We start from the raw sequence: 20,121 nt of genomic DNA on the forward strand, positions 1-20,121 counted from the left end.
GGATCAATGCCCCGCGGCGGCCAGCCACGGTGGGCGCTGCTTCGCGGCACGCTTGAAGGCGGGGCAATCCTCGCGATGCGCGCCCGGCAGGTAGCCCAGGCTCATCAGGAATTCGTTGGTGATCTCGCCGCCGGTGAAGCGGAAGGTCTTCTTGAACAGCTTGATCCACTCGGCCTTCGACAGCGGGTGATGCGCATCGAGCCATGCTGCGAAGCTGCCGTGGCTCTTGCGCAGTTGCTGGATGACCTGGGCGTTGTGGATCGCCGCCTCCACCTTCAGCCGGTTGCGGATGATGCCGGGGTCGGCCATCAGGCGGGCGCGGTCCTTGTCGCCATAGCGGGCGACCTTGTCGACGTTGAAGCCGCTGTAGGCGGCGCGGAAGCCCTCGCGCTTCCTCAGCATGGTTTCCCAGCTCAGGCCGGCCTGGTTGATTTCCAGCAGCAGGCGTTCGAACAGGATGGATTCCTCGCGCTGCGGAAAGCCGTACTCGCGGTCGTGGTAGGGGCCGTGCAGCGGGTGGCCGGGGGCGATGTCGCAGTAGCCGGACATGGGACCATCAGGAGTGGGGACGTGGCTGATTCTAGGCCGGGTTGCGGACAGGATCCGACCGCACGGGCGCGGTGCGGTCGGCACCGGGCTAGAATGGTCGCCATGCAAGAGACGTCCACGCCCCTGGCCAACCAGTTGCTGATCGCCTCGCCGGCGTTGTCCGACCCGAATTTCGCGCGCGCCGTCACCCTGATCTGCCAGCACGATGACGAAGGCGCCATGGGCGTGGTCGTCAATCGTCCGTCGGAATACACGCTGGGCGAGGTGCTGCGGCAGATGAACCTGGCATCGCACGATCCGCGGCTGGACGGCCAGATCGTGCTGGCTGGTGGCCCGGTACATCCGGAGCGCGGCTTCGTGCTGCACGACAGTGCGCGTGCCTGGGAATCCACGCTGGAAGTGGCCGACGGCCTGTACCTGACCACCTCGCGCGACATCCTCGAAGCGATGGCCGTGGGCGAAGGCCCGGACCATGCGGTGGTGGCGCTGGGCTGCGCCGGCTGGGGCGCGGGCCAACTGGAATACGAACTGGGCGAGAACAGCTGGCTGACCGCGCCGGCCGACGCCGAACTGCTGTTCGCCGTGCCGCTGGAGCAGCGCTGGCAGACGGCCGGCCAGCGGATCGGCGTGGACATGACCCGGCTGACGGACTACAGCGGCCACGCATGAGTCCGCGCATGCCGACGTCGTCTCCACCGGCGCTGTTGCAGGATGGCGCAGACCGTAGCGAACGGAGGCACTGGGCATGAAGCTGGACGGCACCGTACTGGGGTTCGACGTGGGCGCCCGCCGCATCGGCGTGGCGGTGGGCAGCGCCTTCGGCACCGGCGCACGCGCGCTGGCGGTGATCGACGTGCATGGCCATGGACCGGACTGGCCGGCGATCGACAAGTTGCACGCCGAGTGGAAGCCCGATGGCCTGGTGGTCGGTGATCCGATGACGCTGGACGGCGGCGACCAGCCCATCCGCAAGCGCGCCCACGCCTTCGCCCGCGAGCTGCGCACGCGCTACCAGTTGCCGGTGGTGCTGGTGGACGAACGCACCAGTTCCGTCGAAGCCTCGCAACGTTTCGCCCTGGACCGCGCCGAAGGGCGCAAGCGCCGCCGTGATGCCGCTGCCCTCGATGCAGTGGCCGCGGCCGTCATCATCGAACGCTGGCTGGCCGCGCCCCAGGACGCGACCCAGCTGACCTGATTCCCTCCCGACTACGCCCCATGACGCCTCAACTCGATTCCGACGGACGCCTGCGCCACCTGCTCACCCTCGATGGTCTGCCCCGCGAGACCCTGTGCCGCCTGATCGACCGCGCGGGCCAGATCCGCGATGCCGCGCTCGGCCGCACGCCGCGCCGCCAGGTGCTGGACGGCACCACCATCTGCACGCTGTTCTTCGAACCGTCCACGCGCACGCGCAGCTCGTTCCATATCGCGGCGCAGCGGCTGGGCGCGGACGTGCTGAACTTCGATGCCTCCACCTCGTCGACCCGCAAGGGTGAAACCGCGCGCGACACGCTGCGCAACCTCGAGGCGATGGGCGTGCGTGGCTTCATCGTCCGCCATGCCGAGGACGGCGCGGTCGCCGCGCTGGCGGCCGAGGCGGGCGAGGGCACGGCGCTGGTCAATGCTGGCGACGGCCGCAGCGCGCATCCCACCCAGGGCCTGCTGGACGTGCTGACGATCCGCCAGGCCAAGGGCGCGGACTTCTCGCGCCTGAAGATCCTGATGGTCGGCGACGTGAACCATTCGCGCGTGGCGCGCTCGGACCTGCATGCGCTGCGCACGCTGGGCGCGGGCGAGATCCGCGTATGCGGACCGCAGTCGCTGCTGCCCGACGACGGCACGCTGGCCGGCTGCGTGACCGGGCAGGACTTCGACGCGATGCTCGACGGCGTGGACGTGGTGATGATGCTGCGCCTGCAGCGCGAGCGCATGGAAGAAGGCCTGGTGTCCTCGCTGGAGGACTACCACCGCGATTACGGCCTGACCACGACGCGACTGACGCGCGCGGCGAAGGATGCGGTGGTGCTGCATCCCGGCCCGATCAACCGCGGCGTGGAGATCACCGACGAAGTCGCGGACGGTCCGCAGTCGCTGGTGCTGCGCCAAGTCAGCAACGGTGTCGCCATCCGCATGGCGGTGCTGGAGATGCTGCTGGGCTGAGGCGCGAACGCGCGCCGCAGGCGAACGCTGCGCCGTGCGTCAGTCCGGCGCGGCGACCACGCGGTTCTTGCCGGCCTGCTTGGCCTGGTACATGGCACGGTCGGCGCGGGCGAGCAGTTCGTCCTGCGATTCGCCCGGCAGCCAGCGCGCCACGCCGGCGCTGAAGGTCACCAGGATGCCGCGTCCTTCGTAGACCAGCGGCTTGTGCGCCAGACGGTCGCGCAGGCGTTCCAGCGTGCCCATCGCTTCCAGGAAACTGGTTTCCGGCAGCAGCAGCACGAATTCTTCGCCACCGAAGCGCGCCACGGCGTCGCTGGCGCGCAACGTGGCGCGTGCCAGCGTCACCACATGGCACAGCGCGGCGTCGCCACCCAGGTGGCCGTGCGCGGCGTTGATGTGGCGGAAGTCGTCGAGGTCCAGCAGCGCCAGGCTCAGGGTCTGGCCGCTGCGCAGCGCACGCACCGATTCGCGTTTGAACAGTTCGTCGAAGCCGCGCCGGTTCAGTGCTTCGGTCAGCTGGTCCACGCGCACCAGCTCGGAGACCGACTGCAGCTCCTGCTCCAGATTCATCACGCGGCGCTCGGCTTCCTCCACCTCGCGGCGTGCTTCCAGCAGGCTGTCGCGCGCACGTAGCGCCTGCGCCTGCACCTGCGCGGTGTCTTCCAGGATGTCTTCCATCCGCTTGCCCAGCTCGGCGATGCTGCGGCTGTCGCGCACGGCCTGCGCATGGAAGCTGATGCGGTCGTGGTACTCGCCGGTGCTGCTGGCCATGCCGTCCAGCCGCTCGACGAAGGTCACCATCATCTCCTTCATCGAGGCCTTCGACTCGGCCAGTCCCTGCTTCAGCAGGCCCTGCTTGTAGATGACTTCGCGCAGCCCGGCGCGGGTCTGCTCCAGCGCGGTGCGATCGAGTGGGCCCGCGAGCAGCTGGCGCACGGCGCCGATCTGGTCCTGCAACCAGCTGCCGTCCTCGATCAGTTCGCCGACGTTTTCCAGCAGCAGGTCGAACAGGCTGCGCATCAGTTCCTGCGCGTCGTTCACTTCGTGCGTGCGCAGGCCGACCTGCTGGCACAGTTCCTTCAGGTCGCTGCCCAGCTCGACCAGCGGCTGTGCGGGTTGCCATTGGCGGACACGGTCGGCGAGCGCATGCGCCTGCGGCAGCAACGCGGCATCTTCACGCAGCAGGTGTTCCATGCCACCCACCAGCAGGTGGTGCAGCAGGTCGCGCAGTTGTTCGGCCTCGCCGGACAGCGGCTCGTCCTGGACGGTGCGGATGTACTTGTCGACGAGCTGGCGCATCGCGCGGCCATAGCGCGGCCAGTCGCTGTCGGCATGCGCGGACTGCAGGCGCTCGCCCATGCCGTGCAGTTCGCCGGGCAGGCCGGCGACGCCGTCGGCGAAGGCGGACAGCAGGGCGCCGGGTTCTTCCGCGTGCGCGAACAGCGCCTGCAGTTGCGCGCTGCTGATCGCCGGACGCGCGCCGGTAGTCGCCGTCGTGGCGAGCTCGCGCGACGCCGGTGCCGCCGTCTCGCGACGGCGCGACCACAGGCGGCGGAAACCGCCGGAACTACCGGAATTGTCGTCGGCCACGTCAGCCATTCGTGTCGCTCTCACGGCCTGGGCGGATGCCCGTCAGCCACCAGGGGATGCCGGGTTATCGGCCGCGTGAGGCGCGGATTGAGGGGAGCGTGTTCGCCCGTGGCTGCGGGGCGGCGGAAGCGTGACGCAGGGCGCCCCGGGGCAGGCTCAGCCGGCGTCCCGGGGAAAGCGGGCCTGGGCTTCCTCGATGATGGCCAGCTGGGCGGCGGCTTCGTCGTTGCCGGCGTCGGCCGCGGCGCGGACCTGGTCCAGGCTCGGATGCGAGACGATCAGCAGCAGGTTGCCGCACTGGGGGCAGGCGTAGTCGGTGACGGCGTCGTGCAGCTCCATCGCCATCGCCCGGCTGTTGCCGTGCCAGTCGCAGGGGCAGGTCAGGTCGCGCTCGCGCCAGCCGGCGGTGAAGTAGTCGGGAACGAGTTCGGCCACGGCTCAGCGCCCACGTCGCTGTTCGAACAGCCAGGCCCACATCGGGGCGTAGGCATAGGTCGCGTCCCAGCTGTTGTGGTTGGCGTCGGGGAACTCGGTGTAGCGCGCGTCGCGCGCGCCGGCGGCCTTCAGCGCAGCCTCCATGCGCCGCGACTGCGACGGCGGCACCACGTTGTCCTGCCCGCCGTGGAAGATCCACACCGGAATGTCCTTCAGGCGCTGCGCCGCGGCGGCGAACGGATCGGCCGCATTGCCGACGCTGTGCGCACGCAGGCCGGGCCGCGCATCGGTCCAGTCGACGGTGATGCCGCCGCAGACCGGCACCAGCGCGGCGAAGCGCGTGGGCTGCTGCATCGCCAGTTCCCAGGTGCCGTAGCCGCCCATCGACATGCCGGTCAGCGAGACGCGGTCCGGGTCGCCGTTGAATTCCTTCATCGCCGCATCGAGCGTGGCGAAGGCGATGGGACCGGCGACTTCGGTCCATTCCGTGTCGTCCGGTGCCTGCGGAAACACCACCACGGCCGGGAACGTGTCGGCGTGCTGGCGCAGGTAAGGTCCCAGGCCCGCCATCGTCTGCTTCACGCCATCGCTGCCGCGTTCGCCCGAGCCGTTGAGGAACAGCACGACCGGCGGCTTGCCGCTGCGGAAGCGGGCCGCGGGGACGAACACCTGGTAGCGGTACGTCTTGCCATCGACGGCGACCTCGCGCGCGACGAACTCGCCGGTCGGATTCATGGGGGATGTCGTGGTGCAGGCGGTCATCAGGATCAGCAGCAGGCCCAGGCAGGCGGTGGCGAGAGAGCGCATGGTGGTCGCGGTCCGAAGGTAACGGGCGGCAGCATACCCCGTCGTGCAAGGGGCGGTGCCCGCGTCAGCGCCTCGGTTCCGGCGGCGGCATGTCGTGGCGCACGCGCATGAAGCGGGCGAAGCGCGGCAGCCCGGTCGAGGTGAAGCCGTTGTAGCGGTAGGTGACCCATGTACCGGGTGGCGGTGGCGCCGCCCGTTGTGCGTCGGTGAAGCCGGTGCCGAGTCGGAAGCGGCGGCCGTCCGGCATGCGCACCTGCAGCGCGCCCATCATGCCCTCGTACTTGCCCTTGCCGGGCAGGTGCGCGACCACCTGCGCCTCCGCGTCCTCGTGCGGTTTGTACTTCAGCAGGTCCTCGCTGCGTCCGGCACGGTAGATGGCGTTGTGTCGATGCAGCATCAGGCCTTCGCCACCGGCGCGGACGACGCGGGCCAGTTCCGCGTCCAGTTCTGCAGTCGAGCCGAAGCGCTTCTGCTCGATCATCGCCAGGTGCGCGCTGCGTGCCGACGCGATCAGGGTCCGCAGGCGTGCGACGCGGGCGGTGAACGGCCCCGGATGGGCTGGCAGGTCGAAGGCCATGAAGCGCACGCCGCGCCATTCGGTCGCGCCGGTGTTCACCCGCCGGACGAGCGCGCTCACGTCGTCGAAGCGGCCGCGCGCCATCCACAATTCGCCGTCCATGGCGTCGGTCGGCCACCCGCGCGTGAACGCGGCGGGTGCCGCGATCCGAGCGCCTCCCCGTGTCCACAGCGCCCGCCCATCCCAACGCGCACGCACACCGTCCAGCTTCTCGCTGACGAGAAAGGACTGCACGGCCACGCCTTCGCGGTACGTCGCACCCAGCATCGGTTCGGGTGGTGGCGCCGACAGGGCAGGCCAGGTCAGCACGCAGAGCAGGGCGGTGATAAGCAGGCGCATGGCGACGAACCGGACCGAGGAAGCGTCAGCGTCGCGCCCGCGTGCGAAGGTCGGGATCGGTGCGTACCGTCACCGCGTGTAGGAAAGCGCCCTGCTCGGGGTGCGGCCCTTAATGCAGCAGGATCAGCGTGGCCAGGCCGAGGAAGCAGAAGAAGCCCATCACGTCGGTCACTGCGGTGACGACGACGGTGCCGGCGACGGCGGGGTCGATGTTCATGCGCTTGAGCAGCAGCGGCAGCAGTACGCCCGCAGTCGCAGCGGCGCAGAAGTTCAGCACCAGTGCCATCGCGATGACCAGCGACAGCATGGGGCTGCGGAACCATACGAAGGCGATCACGCCGACGATGCTGCCGATCAGTACACCGTTGATCAGCGCCACGCGGATCTCCTTCCACAGCAGGATGCGCGCGTTGCTTGCGCCCACCTGGCCGAGTGCCAGACCGCGCACCATCAGTGTCAGCACCTGCACGGCGGCATTGCCGCCGATGCCCGCCACGATCGGCATCAGCACCGCCAGCGCGACGATCTTCTCCAGAGTCACTTCGAACTGGCCGATCACGCTGGCCGCCATGAAGGCGGTAAACAGGTTGATGCCCAGCCACACCACGCGACCGCGCACGGCGCGCTTGACTGGCGAGAACAGGTCCTCGTCCTCGTCCAGGCCGGCGGCGCCCAGCGCCTGGTGCTCGGCCTGCTCGCGGATGATGTCGACCACGTCATCGATGGTGATGCGGCCGAGCAGGATGTTGTTGTCGTCCACCACGGGCGCCGACACCCAGTCATGGTCGGAGAACTGGCGCGCCACTTCCTGCGCGCTCTCGCCCACGTCGATGGCCGGCTGTTCGTCGTCGACAAGACGATTGATCGGCGTGGTGTCCTCGTGCGTGACCAGCGAGGTCAGCGATACGCGGCCGAGGTACTGGTGGCGACGGCTGACCACGTACAGGTGGTCGGTGTGGTCGGGCAGTTCGCCGCGCAGGCGCAGGTAGCGCAGCACCACGTCGACGTTGACGTCGGCGCGCACGGTGACCACGTCCGGGTTCATCAGGCGGCCGGCGGTGTCCTCCGCGTACGACAGTACCTGTTCCAGGCGTTCGCGATTCTCGCGGTCCATCGACTTGAGGACTTCGTCGATGACGGTGTCGGGCAGGTCTTCGACCAGGTCGGCAAGATCGTCGATGTCGAGGTCTTCGACCGCGGCGACGATTTCGTCGGTGTCCATGTCGGCCAGCAGGCTTTCGCGTACTTCGTCGCCGACGTGCACCAGCACTTCGCCGTCGTCCTCGGGATCGACCAGGCCCCAGACCACTTCGCGTTTGCCGGGCGGCAGCGACTCCAGCAGGTTGCCGATTTCCGCGGGCGACAAGGTGTTGACTAGCCGGCGCACGGGACCCAGCCGACCGCTGTCGAGCGCGTCGGAGAGCAGGCGCAACTGGCGTGCGGTCTTGTCGTGGCGGATGGTCTCGACCATTCGGTACTCCGGAATGGGGCCGATCCGTCAGGCGGATGCGACCGGGGCATCAAGCGTTCATTCCGCCATTATCGCCCGGCATGCGATTTATGGACACCCTTGGGAAGGGCAGTGAGCAGGTCCTGTGGGAGCGACGTCAGTCGCGATGGACCAGCGGGACAGCCTCATCGCGACTTACGTCGCTCCCACACCTGACTCTCCCATCAGACGTAGGCGGTCAGCCTGCGGTCGCCGCTTTCAACCAGCGCTCGATGCCGGCGCGGTCACGCGCCTGCAGCAGTTTCTCGGTGCGCGCCTGCAGGTCGCCGAGATCAACGTCGCGGATGGCGCGGCGTACTTCCAGCAGGGTCGCCGGGTGCAGGCTGAACTCGCGCAGCCCCAATGCCAGCAGCATCGGCGCCAGCGTGGCGTCACCGGCGATCTCGCCGCACATCGCCACCGGGATGTCGTGCTCGGCGCCGGTGCGGATGACGTGCCGCAGCAGCCGCAGCACGCCGGGATGCAGCGGCGAATACAGTTCGCCCAGGGCCTCGTTGTTGCGGTCCGCCGCCAGCAGGTACTGCACCAGGTCGTTGGTGCCGATCGACACGAAGTCGACGATGTCGACGAAGCCGTGCAGTGCGATGGCCGCGGCAGGGACCTCGATCATCGCGCCCAGTTCGAGCTGCACCGCGATCTCGTGGCCCTGCTTGCGCAGCTGCAGGGCCGCGCGCTGCAGGCGGCGACGGACGTCCAGCATTTCCTCGCGACCACTGACCATCGGGACCAGCACGCGCACCGGTCCGTAGTTCGAGGCGCGCAGGATGGCGCGCAACTGCGTGTCGAATACGCCCGGGTGCGCCAGCGAGAGGCGTACGCCGCGCACGCCGAGGGCGGGGTTCTCCTCATCACCGGCTACCAGGCCGGCGCGGTCCGCCTTGTCGGCACCCAGGTCGAGGGTGCGGATGGTCACCGGACGGCCGCCCATGCCGAGCACGAGGTCGCGGTAGACCTGGAACTGCTGGTCCTCGCTGGGCAGTTCGCGCTGTTGCAGGAACAGGAATTCGGTGCGGTAGAGGCCCACGCCGGCAGCGCCGAGGGCGTGGGCGTTCGCCACGTCCTCCAGCGATTCCGCGTTGGCCCAGAGGGCGATGTCGACGCCGTCACGGGTACGGCTGGGCTTGGAGCGCAGGCGGCCGAGTTCGCGGGCTTCACGCGCCGCGTCGCGCAGGCGTTCGCGATAGCGGCGCAGGTCGTCCGGATCGGGATCGACCACCACTTCACCGGTGGCGCCGTCGACCAGCAGCACGTCGCCGTCATTGATCCTCTGCAGCGCCTGCGCGGTGCCCACCACCAGCGGCAGGTGCAGGCTGCGTGCGAGGATGGCGCTGTGAGACAGCGTACTGCCGGCGGCGGTCACCACGGCGACGACGCCCTGGGTCTGCAGCTGTGCCAGTTCCGAAGGGGCCACGTTGTCGCTGACCAGGATCTCGCCGGCAACGGCAGGCGCATCGGGCGCGCGCTGGTGCAGGTGCGCGTGGATGCGACCGATCACGTGATCGAGGTCGTCCATGCGGCTCTTGAGATAGGCGTCGTCCATGCCGTCGAAGACGGCGGCGAGCCGGTCGCGTTGCAGGCGCAGGGCGTAGTCGGCGGTGTAACGGCCGGTACGGATCAGTTCGTCCAGGCCGTGCAGCAGCTCGGGGTCGTCCAGCAGCAGCGCGTGCAGGTCGAGGAACTCGCCGACTTCCTTCGCCAGTGCGCCGTGCAGGCGGGCACGCAAGGTGCGCATCTCGCCGCGGGTGGCGTCGACGGCCGCGTGCAGGCGGCCGACTTCATCGTCGATCTGGCCCGGACGGATGTGCTGCTCGACGACGTCCAGCACATGCGGCAGCCGGACCCGGGCGCGTCCCAGCGCACTGCCGCGCGAAGCCCCATGGCCCGGCAGCAGCGCCCTCAACTCAGGACTCCTCGTCGAATCGTCGCTCGAACAGCGAGACGATTTCCTGCATCGCGGCGGCTTCGTCCTCGCCTTCGATGCGGACGATGACCGGGGTGCCCTGGCCGGCGGCGAGCAGCATGACGCCCATGATGCTCTTGGCGTTCACTTCGCGACCCTTGGCCGCCAGCGTGGCGTTGCAGCGGAAGCCGGACAGCGTCTGCACCAGCTTGGCGGTCGCGCGCGCATGCAGGCCGAGGCGGTTGGAGATGATGAGTTCTTGTTCAAGCATCGTCGTGGATGACTCCATTGCGCGCGCCGGCCGCGGCGGTGGCCGGCAGTTCGTCCAGTCCCTGTTCCGGATAGTTCATCACCCGCAGCAGCATGGGCAGGCTGAGCGCCGACACACGGCGTATCGGGGTACCCAGGCGGGCCAGCTTGCCGGCCAGGTTGCTGGGGCTGGCCCCGTACAGATCGGTCAGCACCAGCACACCGTCGCCACCGTCCACGCGCCGCAACGCGGCCGATGCCTGCGGGAGCAGGACATCGAGGTCGGCGTCGAACGGCACCTCGAAGGCTTCCGCCTTCAGGGGCAGTTGTCGCAGCAGCGCCGTGGCGACCGCCAGGATCGCCGCGCCCACGCCAGGATGAGTCACAAGAAGAATGCCACAGGCCATGCCGGAACGTTAACAGACGGGTATGACGCGCTGGAAGCCGCGCGGATGGAACGGAGCGGGTGTGGCCGGATCACATTACCCGGCGGTATGCGGGGATCCGATCAATCCAGCTCGCGATGGAAGGTGGCGACTTCTTCCCAGCCCTGTTCGCGCGCATGCCGGGCCAGGGTTTCCGCCAGGTAGACCGAGCGGTGCTTGCCACCGGTGCAGCCGAACGCGATGGTCACGTAGCTGCGGGTCTCGCCGCGCAGGCGGGGCAGCCAGGTGTCGAGGAAACCGCTGACCTGACCGACGTACTCGGCCACTTCCGGTTGTGCGTCGAGGAACGCCCGCACTTTCGGGTCGCGGCCGGCATAGGGCCGCAGCTCCGGATTCCAGTGCGGGTTGGGCAGCACGCGCGCATCGAACACAAAGTCCGCGTCCGCCGGCACGCCGCGCTTGTAGGCGAAGGATTCGAACAGCAGCGACAGCTGCGTGCCCTTGTTCAGGGCGAACTCGGCGATGATCCGGCGCCGCAGCTGGTGCACGTTGAGCTGGCTGGTGTCGATGACGACATCCGCCTCGTCGCGCAGCGGCTGGATGATCTCGCGCTCGCGGCGGATCGCTTCCTGCAGCGACAGGCCGCCATGGCCGAGCGGGTGTCGGCGGCGGGTATCGGAGTAACGCCGCAGCAGCACCTCGTCGCCGGCGTCGAAGAACACCAGCCGGCCCGACAGCCCCAATTGCGCCAGCGCCGCGCGCCACTGCGCCAGCTTCGACAGGTCGCTGTGGCGGCTGCGCACGTCGATGCCCACGGCGATCTTCGGCGGCAGTTCGTCCTCGCGGACCAAGCTGCGCACGAACGACGGCAGCAGGTCCACCGGCAGGTTGTCGACGCAGTAGTAGTCCAGGTCCTCGAACGTCTTCAGCGCCACCGACTTGCCGGAGCCGGACAGGCCGCTGACGATGACGACCGTCGGCACGGGCGTCGCCGGCGCGCCGTCGTCCTCGTGCGCCGGGTCGGCGTGCGGGGCGGGCAGGTCCGTCATGGCGTGCTGCGCTCGAGCAGGTTGCTGTGGCGCGCGATGAACATCGCCGCCGGGTCGATGCCCTTGGTGCGCAGGATGTGCAGGCGCGTCGCGGCTTCGGTCAGTACCGCGAGGTTGCGGCCGGGCATGACCGGCAGGGTGATCAGCGGCACGTCCAGGTCCAGCACGTGCCGCGTGCCCGAGTCGCCGGTGAGCCGCTCGTAGCCGTGCGGGTTGGGTTCGGTCATCGGGCGGGTCAGGTGGACGATCAGGCGCAGGTACTTGTTCTTCTTGACTGCGGTGTCGCCGAACATCTCGCGCACGTTGAGCACGCCCAGTCCGCGTACTTCCAGCAGGTCCTGCAGCAGCTCGGGGCAAGTGCCGTCCAGTACGTCGGGCGCGATCTGGGTGAACTCGGGGGCGTCGTCGGCGACCAGTCGGTGGCCGCGGCTCAGCAGTTCCAGCGCCAGTTCGCTCTTGCCCGAACCGGCCTCGCCGGTGATCAGTACGCCGATCGAATAGATCTCCATGAAGACGCCATGCAGCGTCACCCGCGGCGCCAGCGTGCGCGCGAGATGGTAGGACAGGTGGTTGAGCAGTTCATGCCCGCGCTTGGGCGAACCCCACAGCGGTGTGTCGTTCTCGTTCGCGGCCTCGCGCAGGTCTTCGGGGCACGACTGGCTTTTGCTGATGACCAGCGCCAGTGGCTTGGCCTGCACGATCTTCTCGATCGTTTCCCAGCGCTGGCGCGAATCCAGCGAGTCCAGCCAGGTCAGCTCTTCGGTGCCGAGGATCTGCACCTTGTTGGGATAGACCGCATTGAGATAGCCGGCCAACGATGGGCGTCGCGAGACCGTGTCGCCAGATTCGAGGACGCGCTTCTCGCCCTTCTGTCCCGCCAGCCAGCGCAGCGAAAGCTTGTCCTTCTGCTGGTCGAACAGTTCACGGGCGGTGATGCTGGTATTCATCATGCGGGCGCGGCCTTCGTGGAGGGCAAGGGTCCGCACCGTCGGGAGGACGCATCAGCGTCGTCCAGGCCAGCGACACCCTGGGCGAGCGCCAGTGTAATGGGAGGTTCGGAGGAGCGCGACCGTCGCTGCGAGGCGCTCGTGGGTCGGCGCGTGCGATGCGAGGCACCCTGCAGGGCAGGGCGCCTCCATGGGTGAAGAAATCAGCCGAGCAGCTCGCCGCGCACGGTAGTGCCGCCACGCTGCGAACCGGTACGTTTTTCCTTGTGCTTGACCAGCAGTCGATCGAGCTTGTCGGCGAGGATGTCGATCGCGGCGTACATGGTCTGTGCGCCGGCATCGGCATGCAGGGTGCGACCGGAGACGTTCACGGTAGCTTCGGCCAAGTAATCGGGCTTGCGGGTTCCCAGTTGCGTGCGGACTTCACAGGGTTGGTCGAAGTGGCGTTCAAGCCGCTTCAACTTGGTCTCGACGTAGTCGCGCAGGGCGGGAGTGACTTCGATTTCATGGCCGTAAGTCTCGATACGCATCGTTGCTACCTCCTTCAAGTCTGTTGGTCCGCGGTGGCCGCGGTAGAGCGTGGCACTCACTGGTGTGACCACGCGATGGGGGCTGGGTTCCGGCAATCTCCTCGGTGATGGGTGGGTGGAGGCCATGCGGCCTCACAACCCAAAGATGGACCTGTCCCGCCCAAGTATCAACAGGCGGCGACGGTCTTTTTTCCAACTTGCGACGAGCGCGTTAGAAAAACGTATAGAGGGTGTCGGCGCGGTGTCGGAAGGGCCGCGGCAGGCCGGTCAGGCGATGCGCACGCGTTCGTGCGATGACAGGATGTTGAGCGCTTCGCGGTACTTGGCGACGGTGCGCCGTGCCACGGGAATGCCGGAGGCTTTCAGCAGGTCCGCCAGCTTGGCGTCGGACAGCGGCTTGCGCGGGTTCTCGCCATCGACCAGTCGCCGGATCATCGCCTGGATCGCCGTGCTGGACGCCTCGCCGCCGCCTTCGGTGTCGATGCCGGAAGCGAAGAAGGCACGCATCGGCAAGGTGCCACGCGGCGTACGCACGTACTTGCGTGCGATCGCGCGCGAGACGGTCGATTCGTGCAGGCCGACTTCTTCGGCCACGTCACGCAGGGTCAGCGGGCGCAGGGCCTGTTCGCCGAACTCCAGGAAGCCGGCCTGCTGGTGCAGCAGGCAGCGCATGACCTTCAACAGTGTGTCGCCACGGGCTTCGACACTCTTGAGCAGCCAGCGCGCTTCCTGCAGCTGTGCCTTGAGGTAGCCGGCGTCGCTGTCGCCACACTGCCGGATCATCTGCTCGTAGCCGCGGTGGATGGTGATGCGCGGCAGCGTGTTGCCCGACAGGGCCGCGCGCCAGACACCGCGCTGGCGCCAGACCACGCAGTCCGGGACCACGTAGGTGTCGTGCGAGAGATCGCCCACTTGCGCGCCGGGCTTGGGGTCGAGCGTGCGCAGCAATTGCACGGCTTCCTCCACCTCGGCGACCGGGCGTTTCATTTCCTGTGCGATGCCGGCCACGCCGCTGCGCGGGAGGCGTTCGAGCGCGGTGTCGGCGATCTGCAGGGCCAGCATCTTGCCGGGCGTGTCGTCGCTCAGTACGGCCAACTGCAAGTGCAGGCACTCGCCGAGCGTGCGTGCGGCGACGCCGACCGGATCGAAGCGCTGGATCTGGCGCAGAACGACCAGTACTTCGTCCTCGCGCGCTTCGATGTCCGGACGCAGCGCCTGCACGATGCCCGACAGCGGCTCGCGCAGGTAGCCATCCTCTTCCAGCGCGTCGATCAGCGTGGCGCCGATGCGACGGTCGCGCGCGGAAAGGTGGGAAAGATGGAGTTGCCACAGCAGGTGGCCGTGCAGCGTGTCGGCTTCCGCCACGCGTTCTGCGGGACTGCCGCCATCGTCATCGTCGAAGGAGCCGCCGCTGCCGGATGTCGCCCAGGGCCCCTCATCCGGCGACCAGTCGTCGCGTTCGCCGTCGGTGTCGCGTTCGACTTGCTGCACGGGTTCGGAGGGCGGCTGGTCGTCGTCGTTGCCGCGGACCTGCGCGGGTTCTTCCTCGGGTTCGCTCCAGTCGAGCAACGGATTCGTTTCGACCGCTTCGGTGAGTTCGATCTCGAGTTCGGCCGTGGACATCTGCAACAGCCGGATGGCCTGACGCAGCTGCGGCGTCATGACCAGTTGTTGTCCCAGCGATGTCTGCAGGCGTGGCTTCATTCCCGACCTTGGAAACCCGTAAGGCGGCCAGTGGCCGCCGACGGGATCACAGGCGGAAGGTTTCGCCCAGATAGACCCGGCGTACGTCCGGATTGGCCAGCAACGCGTCCGGGGCCCCCTGCGCCAGAACGCTACCGGCATTGAGGATATACGCCCGGTCGCAGATTCCCAAGGTTTCGCGCACGTTGTGGTCGGTGATCAGCACGCCGATGCCGCGATCCTTGAGGTGCTTCACGATCCGCTGGATCTCGCCGACCGAAATCGGGTCGACGCCAGCAAAGGGTTCGTCCAGCAGCATCAGGCGCGGACGGGCGGCGAGGGCGCGGGCGATTTCGACACGACGGCGTTCGCCGCCGGACAGGCTGGCGCCCAACTGGTCGGCCACGTGGGTGACCTGCAGTTCGTCCAGCAGCGAGGCCAGTTCGCGCTCGATGCCGGCGCTGTCCAGATCGTCGCGCAATTCCAGCACCAGGCGGATGTTGTCGGCGACGCTGAGCTTGCGGAACACCGACGGCTCCTGCGGCAGGTAGCCCACGCCGAGCTTGGCGCGCTGGTACATCGGCTGGGCGGTGATGTCCTGGCCGTCGAGTTCGATGCTGCCCGCGTCGGCAGCGACCAGACCGACGATCATGTAGAAGCAGGTGGTCTTGCCGGCGCCGTTAGGACCCAGCAGGCCGACCACTTCGCCCGGCTGCAGTGTCAGGCCGAAGTCGGCGACGACTTCGCGCTGCTTGTAGCGCTTGCGCAGTCCCTTCGCGGTCAGCATCAGTTCTTGCCCTGCGCCGGTTGCGCGGCCTTCGGCTGGATCACCGTGCGCACGCGGGTACCGTCGCCGCCGCTCTGCATGTTGCCGCTCTTGGTGTTGTAGACCATGCGCTGGCCGCTGTTCGAGCCGCGGTCGGACTTCACCGTGTAATTGCCGATGAAGGTGATGGTCTCGGTCTTCATGTCGTATTCGACGCGGTCGGCCTGCGCATCCATCCAGGTGCCGTCGTCCATCTGCTGGCGCATCTTGACCTGCTTGCCGGTGAAGATGGAGCGCGAGATCTCGCCGTCGGCCATGTAGATCTCGGCGGCGGACGACTTGATCTCCAGCGAGCCCTGGCTGACCACCACGCCGCCGCCCAGCACGGTCTTGCCGCTGCCTTCCATGTTGCCGGACTGGCTGCCGGAATCGATGGTCATGGCCTGGTTGCGGTCGGTGGACTTGGCCACGGCGCCTGCGGCAGGCAGCAGGAGCAACAGCGCGGCGCTAGCGAGCAGAACGCGGTTCATAGATGGATTTCACCTGGGATTTGAAAGTGTATTCCTTGGTCTTGAGGTTGGTCTCAAAACCGCGCCCGCTCAGTCTAGAGCCGGGCTGGGTCACCGTCACCTCGTCGTCGGTCTGGGCGAGGTCGCGGTCGGGGAACACGTTGAGTGTGTCGGCGCGGAACTCCGCCGGGCGCGTGCCGCCCGCGGGCGAGGTGCCGTGCACGTCGCCCTTCAGCCGCAGTTCTTCGCCCTTGGCGCTGAGCCAGCCGGTCTTCGCGCGCAGTTCCCACGAGCGTCCGCCTTCTTCCGGCAGCAGGAACAGCGGCGTGGTGATGGTGTAGGTCTCGTCCTGCGGATTGCGTGCCATCTCGGGCGCGCGCACAGCCACGGCCTCCTGGCCCTCTCCGTTCAACGCGATCATCTCGAAGTCGCGCATCACGTAGTCGGACCGGTCCACGGCCACCTGGTTGGGCGCGGGAATGTCGCGGTTCTTCCAGGCCGACCAGCCGCTGATGACGGCGGCGAACAGCAACACCAGTCCCAGGGTCGCACGCCAGCTCATGCCGTAACCCCTTCGAAGCTCGGTGCATGGCCCTGCGTACCGAGCAGAAGGTCGCAGGCTTCGCGCGCAGCGCCCTGGCCGCCGGCGGACCGGGTACGCCAGTGCGCGTGCTGCGCGGTCCAGGCGTGCGCGTCGGCCGGTGCGATGGCCAGGCCCACGGCCTGGAACGGCGGTACATCCGGCAGGTCATCGCCCATGAACGCAACCTGGTCCAGGCCGATGTCCATGCCCGCGGCCAGCTCACGTACCTTGGCCAGCTTGTCCTTGACGCCGGTGAAGACCTGCACGCCGAGCTCGCGTCCACGCGCCACGGCGACGGTGCCGCCGCGAGCGGTGATGAAAGCCACCTCGATGCCGGCGCGCTTCAGCAGCACCAGGCCCTGGCCGTCCTGCACGTGGAACGCCTTCTGCTCACGGCCTTCGCCGTCGAGGAACAGGCGGCCATCGGTGAGCGTGCCGTCCACGTCGAAGCACGCCAGACGGACGCGCGCGGCGCGGGCCAGCACGTCTTCGGTCAGGTCATGGAGATGGCGGAGCGGCATGGGCAGGAAGGCAGGGAGAATGAAAGTGAATGGGGAAGCAGCCCTAGGGGTTACACCACGCGGGCACGCAACAGGTCGTGAATGTTAAGCGCGCCGACCGGCCGCAGGCCATCGTCCACCACGACCAGGCCGCTGATCTTGTGGGTTTCCATCAGGCGTGCGGCTTCCACGGCCAACTGGTCGGCACCGATGGTCTTGGGCGCGCGCGTCATCACGTCGGCGATGCGGGCGGTGCGGACATCGAGCGAGGGGTTGTCGAGCGTGCGGCGCAGGTCGCCGTCGGTGAACAGTCCGGCCAGCCGGCCGTCGGCATCGATCACGGCGGTCATGCCCAGGCGCTTGCGGCTCATTTCAACCAGCGCCTCGCTGAGCGTCGCGCCCACGTCCACGCGCGGCACGTCGTCGCCCGCGTGCATCACGTCGGTGATGTGCAGCAGCAGGCGGCGGCCGAGGCTGCCGGCGGGGTGCGAACGGGCGAAGTCATCGGCGGTGAAGCCGCGCGCGTCCAGCAGCGCGACGGCCAGCGCGTCGCCCATCGCCAGCGAGGCGGTGGTGCTGCTGGTGGGCGCCAGGTCCAGCGGGCAGGCTTCTGCCGGGACACTGACGTCGAGGTGGATGTCGCTCTCGCGCGCCAGCGTGGACTGCGGCCGGCCAGTCATGCCGATGACGGTGTTGCCCTGGCGCTTGAGCACCGGCAGCAGCATCAGCACTTCGTCCGACTCGCCCGAATACGACAGCGCGAGCACCACGTCCGCATCGGTGATCATGCCCAGGTCGCCATGCCCGGCTTCGCCCGGATGCACGTAGAACGCCGGGGTGCCGGTCGAGGCGAGCGTCGCGGCGATCTTGCGGGCCACGTGTCCCGACTTGCCCATACCGGTGCACACGACGCGCCCGTTACCGGCCAGGATGGCCTGGCAGGCGGCGGCGAAGGTGTCGTTGATGCGGGCGGCCAACGCGTCCAGCGCCTGAGCTTCGATCTCGATGACCCGACGGCCGCTGGCCGCCAGGCTGGCGGGCGAGACGGTCGGGGTCAGGGGGAGCGGCTGGGACATGCGGAGGGGGCGCCGGCGGGTAGAATGGCCGGGTATTTTATTAGGAAAGCCCGTTGGACGCCGAAACCATCCGTAAACTGATCGAATCCGGCCTGCCGGATGCCCGCGCCGACGTACAGGGCGACGATGGCGTCCATTTCGAGGCGACCGTCGTGTCGGAGGCGTTTCGCGGCAAGCTGCCGCTGGCCCGGCACCGGATGGTCTACGCCACGCTGGGCGACCTGATGGGCGGCGCGATCCATGCCCTGCAGCTGAAGACCATCACCCCCGACGAGGCTGGCGCCGCGCGCTGAGGCGCGCCGCCGCCGTCCCGCTTCGCCTTCCCTCCGCACCTTCCACTCCGGAATTCCATGCAGAAGATCATCGTCACCGGTGGCAACACGCTCAACGGCGAAGTCACCATCTCGGGCGCCAAGAACGCCGTGCTCCCCATCCTGTGCGCGACGCTGCTGGCCGATGCGCCGGTGGAGATCACCAACGTGCCGCACCTGCACGACGTAGTGACCACGGTGAAGCTGCTGGGCGAACTGGGTGCCGGCATCACCATCGACGAGGGCACGCTGGCGAAGGGCCGTGGCATCACCGTCGATCCGACCACTGTGAGCCGCTTCGTCGCGCCGTACGAGCTGGTGAAGACCATGCGTGCGTCCATCCTCGTGCTCGGTCCGCTGGTTGCGCGCCACGGCGCCGCGGTGGTGTCCCTGCCGGGTGGTTGCGCGATCGGTTCGCGTCCGGTCGACCAGCACATCAAGGGCCTGCAGGCGCTGGGCGCCGAGATCACGGTCGAGAACGGCTACATCAAGGCACGTGCGGCCCGTCTGAAGGGCGCGCGCTTCGTGTTCGACATGGTCACCGTGACCGGCACCGAGAACGTCATGGCCGCGGCCACGCTGGCCGAAGGCACCACGGTGCTCGAGAACGCGGCGATGGAGCCAGAGGTCACCGACCTGGCGGAGTGCCTCAACGCGCTGGGCGCGAAGATCGAAGGCGCCGGCACCTCGCGCATCGTCATCCACGGTGTCGAGCGCCTCGGTGGTGGCCGCCATGCGGTGGTGGCGGACCGCATCGAGACCGGCACCTTCCTGGTCGCTGCGGCAATGACCGGCGGCAAGATCACCGCGCGCAACGCCCGCCCCGACACGCTGGAAGCCGTGCTCGACAAGCTGACCGAAGCCGGCGCGAAGATCGAGACCACCGCCGACAGCATCACGCTGGACATGCAGGGCAAGCGTCCGAAGGCCGTCAGCCTGACCACCGCGCCGTACCCCGCATTCCCCACCGACATGCAGGCGCAGTTCATGGCGCTGAACTGCGTGGCCGATGGCGTGGGCGTGATCAACGAGACGATCTTCGAAAACCGTTTCATGCACGTCAACGAACTGCTGCGCCTAGGCGCGGATATCCGCGTCGAAGGCCACACCGCCATCGTGCGCGGCGTGGAGAAGCTGGGTGGTGCACCGGTGATGGCGACCGACCTGCGCGCCTCGGCGTCGCTGATCCTGGCCGGCCTGGTCGCGAACGAAGAAACCACGATCGACCGCATCTACCACCTCGATCGCGGCTACGAGAACATCGAGGAGAAGCTGGGCGGCCTGGGCGCGAAGATCAGGCGCGTCTCGTGAGCAAGCACAACCCCAAGCTTTCGGGTGTCCGTCCGCGTTTCCCGCTGCGCCGCAAGATCCTGCTGGGTGTCGTGGTGGCGTTGCTCGCGCTGGTCGCGTGGCTGCACTACACCGGTTCGGCCGCGACGCACGGCATCACCACGCAGGACATGGACTGGAACGGCGACGGCACGGTGACCCAGGGCGAGATCGCGCAGGCGGTGTTTACCGTGGTGGTCGAACAGAAGCAGGATGGCAACCGGCACTGCGACACCTTCGCGTGGCGCAGCGGTGCAGGGACCATCCGGATGGACTGCAAGACCGTGTTCCAGGCCGAAGAAGCGCCCGGCAAGGAATGAAAAAAGCCCGGCATTG

24 protein-coding genes are annotated in these 20,121 nt (G+C 68.3%); 6 read left to right on the top strand and 18 right to left on the bottom strand.

Translation table 11 applies throughout. From position 1 onward, the window contains the following. Positions 1 to 3: 3 nt before the first annotated feature. Positions 4 to 549 (bottom strand): DNA-3-methyladenine glycosylase I, encoded by a 546-nt coding sequence (locus tag IB225_RS11080; protein ID WP_192311301.1) that lies wholly within the window; start codon positions 547 to 549, stop codon positions 4 to 6. A 102-nt stretch (positions 550 to 651) separates the two neighbouring features. Between IB225_RS11080 and IB225_RS11085 the strand changes: the two genes are divergently transcribed. The 3 genes from IB225_RS11085 to IB225_RS11095 all read left to right on the top strand — a co-directional run bounded on the left by IB225_RS11085 (position 652) and on the right by IB225_RS11095 (position 2,709). Beyond that, a complete protein-coding gene (locus IB225_RS11085) occupies positions 652 to 1,218 on the top strand; it encodes a YqgE/AlgH family protein (RefSeq protein WP_192311302.1) in 567 nt (188 codons plus the stop codon). A gap of 76 nt (positions 1,219 to 1,294) precedes the next feature. Further along, entirely contained in the window at positions 1,295 to 1,744 is a 450-nt protein-coding gene (gene ruvX / locus IB225_RS11090) for a Holliday junction resolvase RuvX (protein WP_192311303.1), read from the top strand. Positions 1,745 to 1,764: 20 nt separating this feature from the next. Further along, positions 1,765 to 2,709 carry an aspartate carbamoyltransferase catalytic subunit gene (locus IB225_RS11095; protein WP_192311304.1) on the top strand — a complete coding sequence of 315 codons (945 nt, stop codon included), beginning with the start codon at positions 1,765 to 1,767 and terminating at the stop codon, positions 2,707 to 2,709. 39 nt (positions 2,710 to 2,748) lie between these two features. Here the strand turns inward: IB225_RS11095 and IB225_RS11100 are convergent, their stop codons facing one another. From IB225_RS11100 to IB225_RS11180, 17 genes are all read right to left on the bottom strand, one after another. After that, on the bottom strand, positions 2,749 to 4,308 hold the full coding sequence (locus IB225_RS11100) for a GGDEF domain-containing protein (protein ID WP_192311305.1): 1,560 nt from the start codon (positions 4,306 to 4,308) through the stop codon (positions 2,749 to 2,751). A gap of 147 nt (positions 4,309 to 4,455) precedes the next feature. Continuing rightward, a complete protein-coding gene (locus tag IB225_RS11105) occupies positions 4,456 to 4,734 on the bottom strand; it encodes a hypothetical protein (RefSeq protein ID WP_192311306.1) in 279 nt (92 codons plus the stop codon). Between the two features lie 3 nt (positions 4,735 to 4,737). Next, positions 4,738 to 5,541 carry a prolyl oligopeptidase family serine peptidase gene (locus IB225_RS11110; protein ID WP_192311307.1) on the bottom strand — a complete coding sequence of 268 codons (804 nt, stop codon included), beginning with the start codon at positions 5,539 to 5,541 and terminating at the stop codon, positions 4,738 to 4,740. Between the two features lie 64 nt (positions 5,542 to 5,605). Further along, complete coding sequence (locus IB225_RS11115) at positions 5,606 to 6,457, bottom strand: DNA ligase (protein WP_192311308.1); 852 nt, start codon at positions 6,455 to 6,457, stop codon at positions 5,606 to 5,608. A gap of 109 nt (positions 6,458 to 6,566) precedes the next feature. Further along, entirely contained in the window at positions 6,567 to 7,928 is a 1,362-nt protein-coding gene (mgtE, locus tag IB225_RS11120) for a magnesium transporter (protein ID WP_192311309.1), read from the bottom strand. A gap of 217 nt (positions 7,929 to 8,145) precedes the next feature. Then, on the bottom strand, positions 8,146 to 9,867 hold the full coding sequence (gene ptsP, locus IB225_RS11125) for a phosphoenolpyruvate--protein phosphotransferase (RefSeq protein ID WP_192311310.1): 1,722 nt from the start codon (positions 9,865 to 9,867) through the stop codon (positions 8,146 to 8,148). 1 nt (position 9,868) lies between these two features. After that, positions 9,869 to 10,138, bottom strand: coding sequence for an HPr family phosphocarrier protein (locus tag IB225_RS11130; protein ID WP_192311311.1), 270 nt, complete (start codon positions 10,136 to 10,138; stop codon positions 9,869 to 9,871). Next, a complete protein-coding gene (locus tag IB225_RS11135; protein WP_192311312.1) occupies positions 10,131 to 10,523 on the bottom strand; it encodes a PTS fructose IIA subunit family protein in 393 nt (130 codons plus the stop codon). The genes IB225_RS11130 and IB225_RS11135 overlap by 8 nt, the downstream gene beginning before the upstream one ends. A 101-nt stretch (positions 10,524 to 10,624) precedes the next feature. After that, positions 10,625 to 11,551, bottom strand: a complete 927-nt coding sequence (gene rapZ, locus IB225_RS11140; RefSeq protein WP_192311313.1) for an RNase adapter RapZ — start codon at positions 11,549 to 11,551, stop codon at positions 10,625 to 10,627. Continuing rightward, positions 11,548 to 12,498, bottom strand: a complete 951-nt coding sequence (gene hprK / locus IB225_RS11145; RefSeq protein WP_192311879.1) for an HPr(Ser) kinase/phosphatase — start codon at positions 12,496 to 12,498, stop codon at positions 11,548 to 11,550. The genes rapZ and hprK overlap by 4 nt, the downstream gene beginning before the upstream one ends. Positions 12,499 to 12,701: 203 nt before the next feature. Next, positions 12,702 to 13,028, bottom strand: coding sequence for a ribosome-associated translation inhibitor RaiA (gene raiA, locus IB225_RS11150; RefSeq protein ID WP_192311314.1), 327 nt, complete (start codon positions 13,026 to 13,028; stop codon positions 12,702 to 12,704). Between the two features lie 267 nt (positions 13,029 to 13,295). Further along, on the bottom strand, positions 13,296 to 14,732 hold the full coding sequence (locus IB225_RS11155; protein WP_192311315.1) for an RNA polymerase factor sigma-54: 1,437 nt from the start codon (positions 14,730 to 14,732) through the stop codon (positions 13,296 to 13,298). A 46-nt stretch (positions 14,733 to 14,778) separates the two neighbouring features. After that, a complete protein-coding gene (gene lptB / locus IB225_RS11160; protein ID WP_192311316.1) occupies positions 14,779 to 15,498 on the bottom strand; it encodes an LPS export ABC transporter ATP-binding protein in 720 nt (239 codons plus the stop codon). Beyond that, positions 15,498 to 16,007 (bottom strand): lipopolysaccharide transport periplasmic protein LptA, encoded by a 510-nt coding sequence (lptA, locus tag IB225_RS11165; protein WP_192311317.1) that lies wholly within the window; start codon positions 16,005 to 16,007, stop codon positions 15,498 to 15,500. The genes lptB and lptA overlap by 1 nt, the downstream gene beginning before the upstream one ends. Further along, positions 15,985 to 16,548 carry an LPS export ABC transporter periplasmic protein LptC gene (gene lptC / locus IB225_RS11170; RefSeq protein WP_192311318.1) on the bottom strand — a complete coding sequence of 188 codons (564 nt, stop codon included), beginning with the start codon at positions 16,546 to 16,548 and terminating at the stop codon, positions 15,985 to 15,987. Before lptC ends, lptA begins: the two co-directional genes overlap by 23 nt. After that, positions 16,545 to 17,090: an HAD hydrolase family protein gene (locus tag IB225_RS11175; protein ID WP_192311319.1), complete on the bottom strand. Its 546-nt coding sequence runs from the start codon at positions 17,088 to 17,090 to the stop codon at positions 16,545 to 16,547. Before IB225_RS11175 ends, lptC begins: the two co-directional genes overlap by 4 nt. A 50-nt stretch (positions 17,091 to 17,140) precedes the next feature. After that, complete coding sequence (locus IB225_RS11180; protein ID WP_192311320.1) at positions 17,141 to 18,145, bottom strand: KpsF/GutQ family sugar-phosphate isomerase; 1,005 nt, start codon at positions 18,143 to 18,145, stop codon at positions 17,141 to 17,143. Positions 18,146 to 18,198: 53 nt separating this feature from the next. Between IB225_RS11180 and IB225_RS11185 the strand changes: the two genes are divergently transcribed. Genes IB225_RS11185 through IB225_RS11195 form a run of 3 tightly spaced genes read left to right on the top strand, consistent with a single transcriptional unit; the run spans position 18,199 to position 20,105 of the window. Then, positions 18,199 to 18,438, top strand: coding sequence for a BolA family protein (locus tag IB225_RS11185; RefSeq protein ID WP_192311321.1), 240 nt, complete (start codon positions 18,199 to 18,201; stop codon positions 18,436 to 18,438). 57 nt (positions 18,439 to 18,495) lie between these two features. Next, a complete protein-coding gene (gene murA, locus IB225_RS11190; RefSeq protein ID WP_192311322.1) occupies positions 18,496 to 19,767 on the top strand; it encodes a UDP-N-acetylglucosamine 1-carboxyvinyltransferase in 1,272 nt (423 codons plus the stop codon). Beyond that, positions 19,764 to 20,105: an EF-hand domain-containing protein gene (locus tag IB225_RS11195; protein ID WP_192311323.1), complete on the top strand. Its 342-nt coding sequence runs from the start codon at positions 19,764 to 19,766 to the stop codon at positions 20,103 to 20,105. Before murA ends, IB225_RS11195 begins: the two co-directional genes overlap by 4 nt. Positions 20,106 to 20,121: the final 16 nt, after the last annotated feature.

The organism is Pseudoxanthomonas sp. PXM02 (assembly GCF_014851805.1).
GTDB lineage: Bacteria > Pseudomonadota > Gammaproteobacteria > Xanthomonadales > Xanthomonadaceae > Pseudoxanthomonas_A.

What these genes read in the sequence shown, in the direction of transcription:
- IB225_RS11080 (WP_192311301.1), bottom strand. Translation starts at nt 549, where the DNA reads ATGTCCGGCTACTGCGACATCGCCCCCGGCCACCCGCTGCACGGCCCC.
- IB225_RS11085 (WP_192311302.1), top strand. Translation starts at nt 652, where the DNA reads ATGCAAGAGACGTCCACGCCCCTGGCCAACCAGTTGCTGATCGCCTCG.
- ruvX (WP_192311303.1), top strand. Translation starts at nt 1,295, where the DNA reads ATGAAGCTGGACGGCACCGTACTGGGGTTCGACGTGGGCGCCCGCCGC.
- IB225_RS11095 (WP_192311304.1), top strand. Translation starts at nt 1,765, where the DNA reads ATGACGCCTCAACTCGATTCCGACGGACGCCTGCGCCACCTGCTCACC.
- IB225_RS11100 (WP_192311305.1), bottom strand. Translation starts at nt 4,308, where the DNA reads ATGGCTGACGTGGCCGACGACAATTCCGGTAGTTCCGGCGGTTTCCGC.
- IB225_RS11110 (WP_192311307.1), bottom strand. Translation starts at nt 5,541, where the DNA reads ATGCGCTCTCTCGCCACCGCCTGCCTGGGCCTGCTGCTGATCCTGATG.
- IB225_RS11115 (WP_192311308.1), bottom strand. Translation starts at nt 6,457, where the DNA reads ATGCGCCTGCTTATCACCGCCCTGCTCTGCGTGCTGACCTGGCCTGCC.
- mgtE (WP_192311309.1), bottom strand. Translation starts at nt 7,928, where the DNA reads ATGGTCGAGACCATCCGCCACGACAAGACCGCACGCCAGTTGCGCCTG.
- IB225_RS11130 (WP_192311311.1), bottom strand. Translation starts at nt 10,138, where the DNA reads ATGCTTGAACAAGAACTCATCATCTCCAACCGCCTCGGCCTGCATGCG.
- IB225_RS11135 (WP_192311312.1), bottom strand. Translation starts at nt 10,523, where the DNA reads ATGGCCTGTGGCATTCTTCTTGTGACTCATCCTGGCGTGGGCGCGGCG.
- rapZ (WP_192311313.1), bottom strand. Translation starts at nt 11,551, where the DNA reads ATGACGGACCTGCCCGCCCCGCACGCCGACCCGGCGCACGAGGACGAC.
- hprK (WP_192311879.1), bottom strand. Translation starts at nt 12,498, where the DNA reads ATGAATACCAGCATCACCGCCCGTGAACTGTTCGACCAGCAGAAGGAC.
- raiA (WP_192311314.1), bottom strand. Translation starts at nt 13,028, where the DNA reads ATGCGTATCGAGACTTACGGCCATGAAATCGAAGTCACTCCCGCCCTG.
- IB225_RS11155 (WP_192311315.1), bottom strand. Translation starts at nt 14,732, where the DNA reads ATGAAGCCACGCCTGCAGACATCGCTGGGACAACAACTGGTCATGACG.
- lptB (WP_192311316.1), bottom strand. Translation starts at nt 15,498, where the DNA reads ATGCTGACCGCGAAGGGACTGCGCAAGCGCTACAAGCAGCGCGAAGTC.
- lptA (WP_192311317.1), bottom strand. Translation starts at nt 16,007, where the DNA reads ATGAACCGCGTTCTGCTCGCTAGCGCCGCGCTGTTGCTCCTGCTGCCT.
- lptC (WP_192311318.1), bottom strand. Translation starts at nt 16,548, where the DNA reads ATGAGCTGGCGTGCGACCCTGGGACTGGTGTTGCTGTTCGCCGCCGTC.
- IB225_RS11175 (WP_192311319.1), bottom strand. Translation starts at nt 17,090, where the DNA reads ATGCCGCTCCGCCATCTCCATGACCTGACCGAAGACGTGCTGGCCCGC.
- IB225_RS11180 (WP_192311320.1), bottom strand. Translation starts at nt 18,145, where the DNA reads ATGTCCCAGCCGCTCCCCCTGACCCCGACCGTCTCGCCCGCCAGCCTG.
- murA (WP_192311322.1), top strand. Translation starts at nt 18,496, where the DNA reads ATGCAGAAGATCATCGTCACCGGTGGCAACACGCTCAACGGCGAAGTC.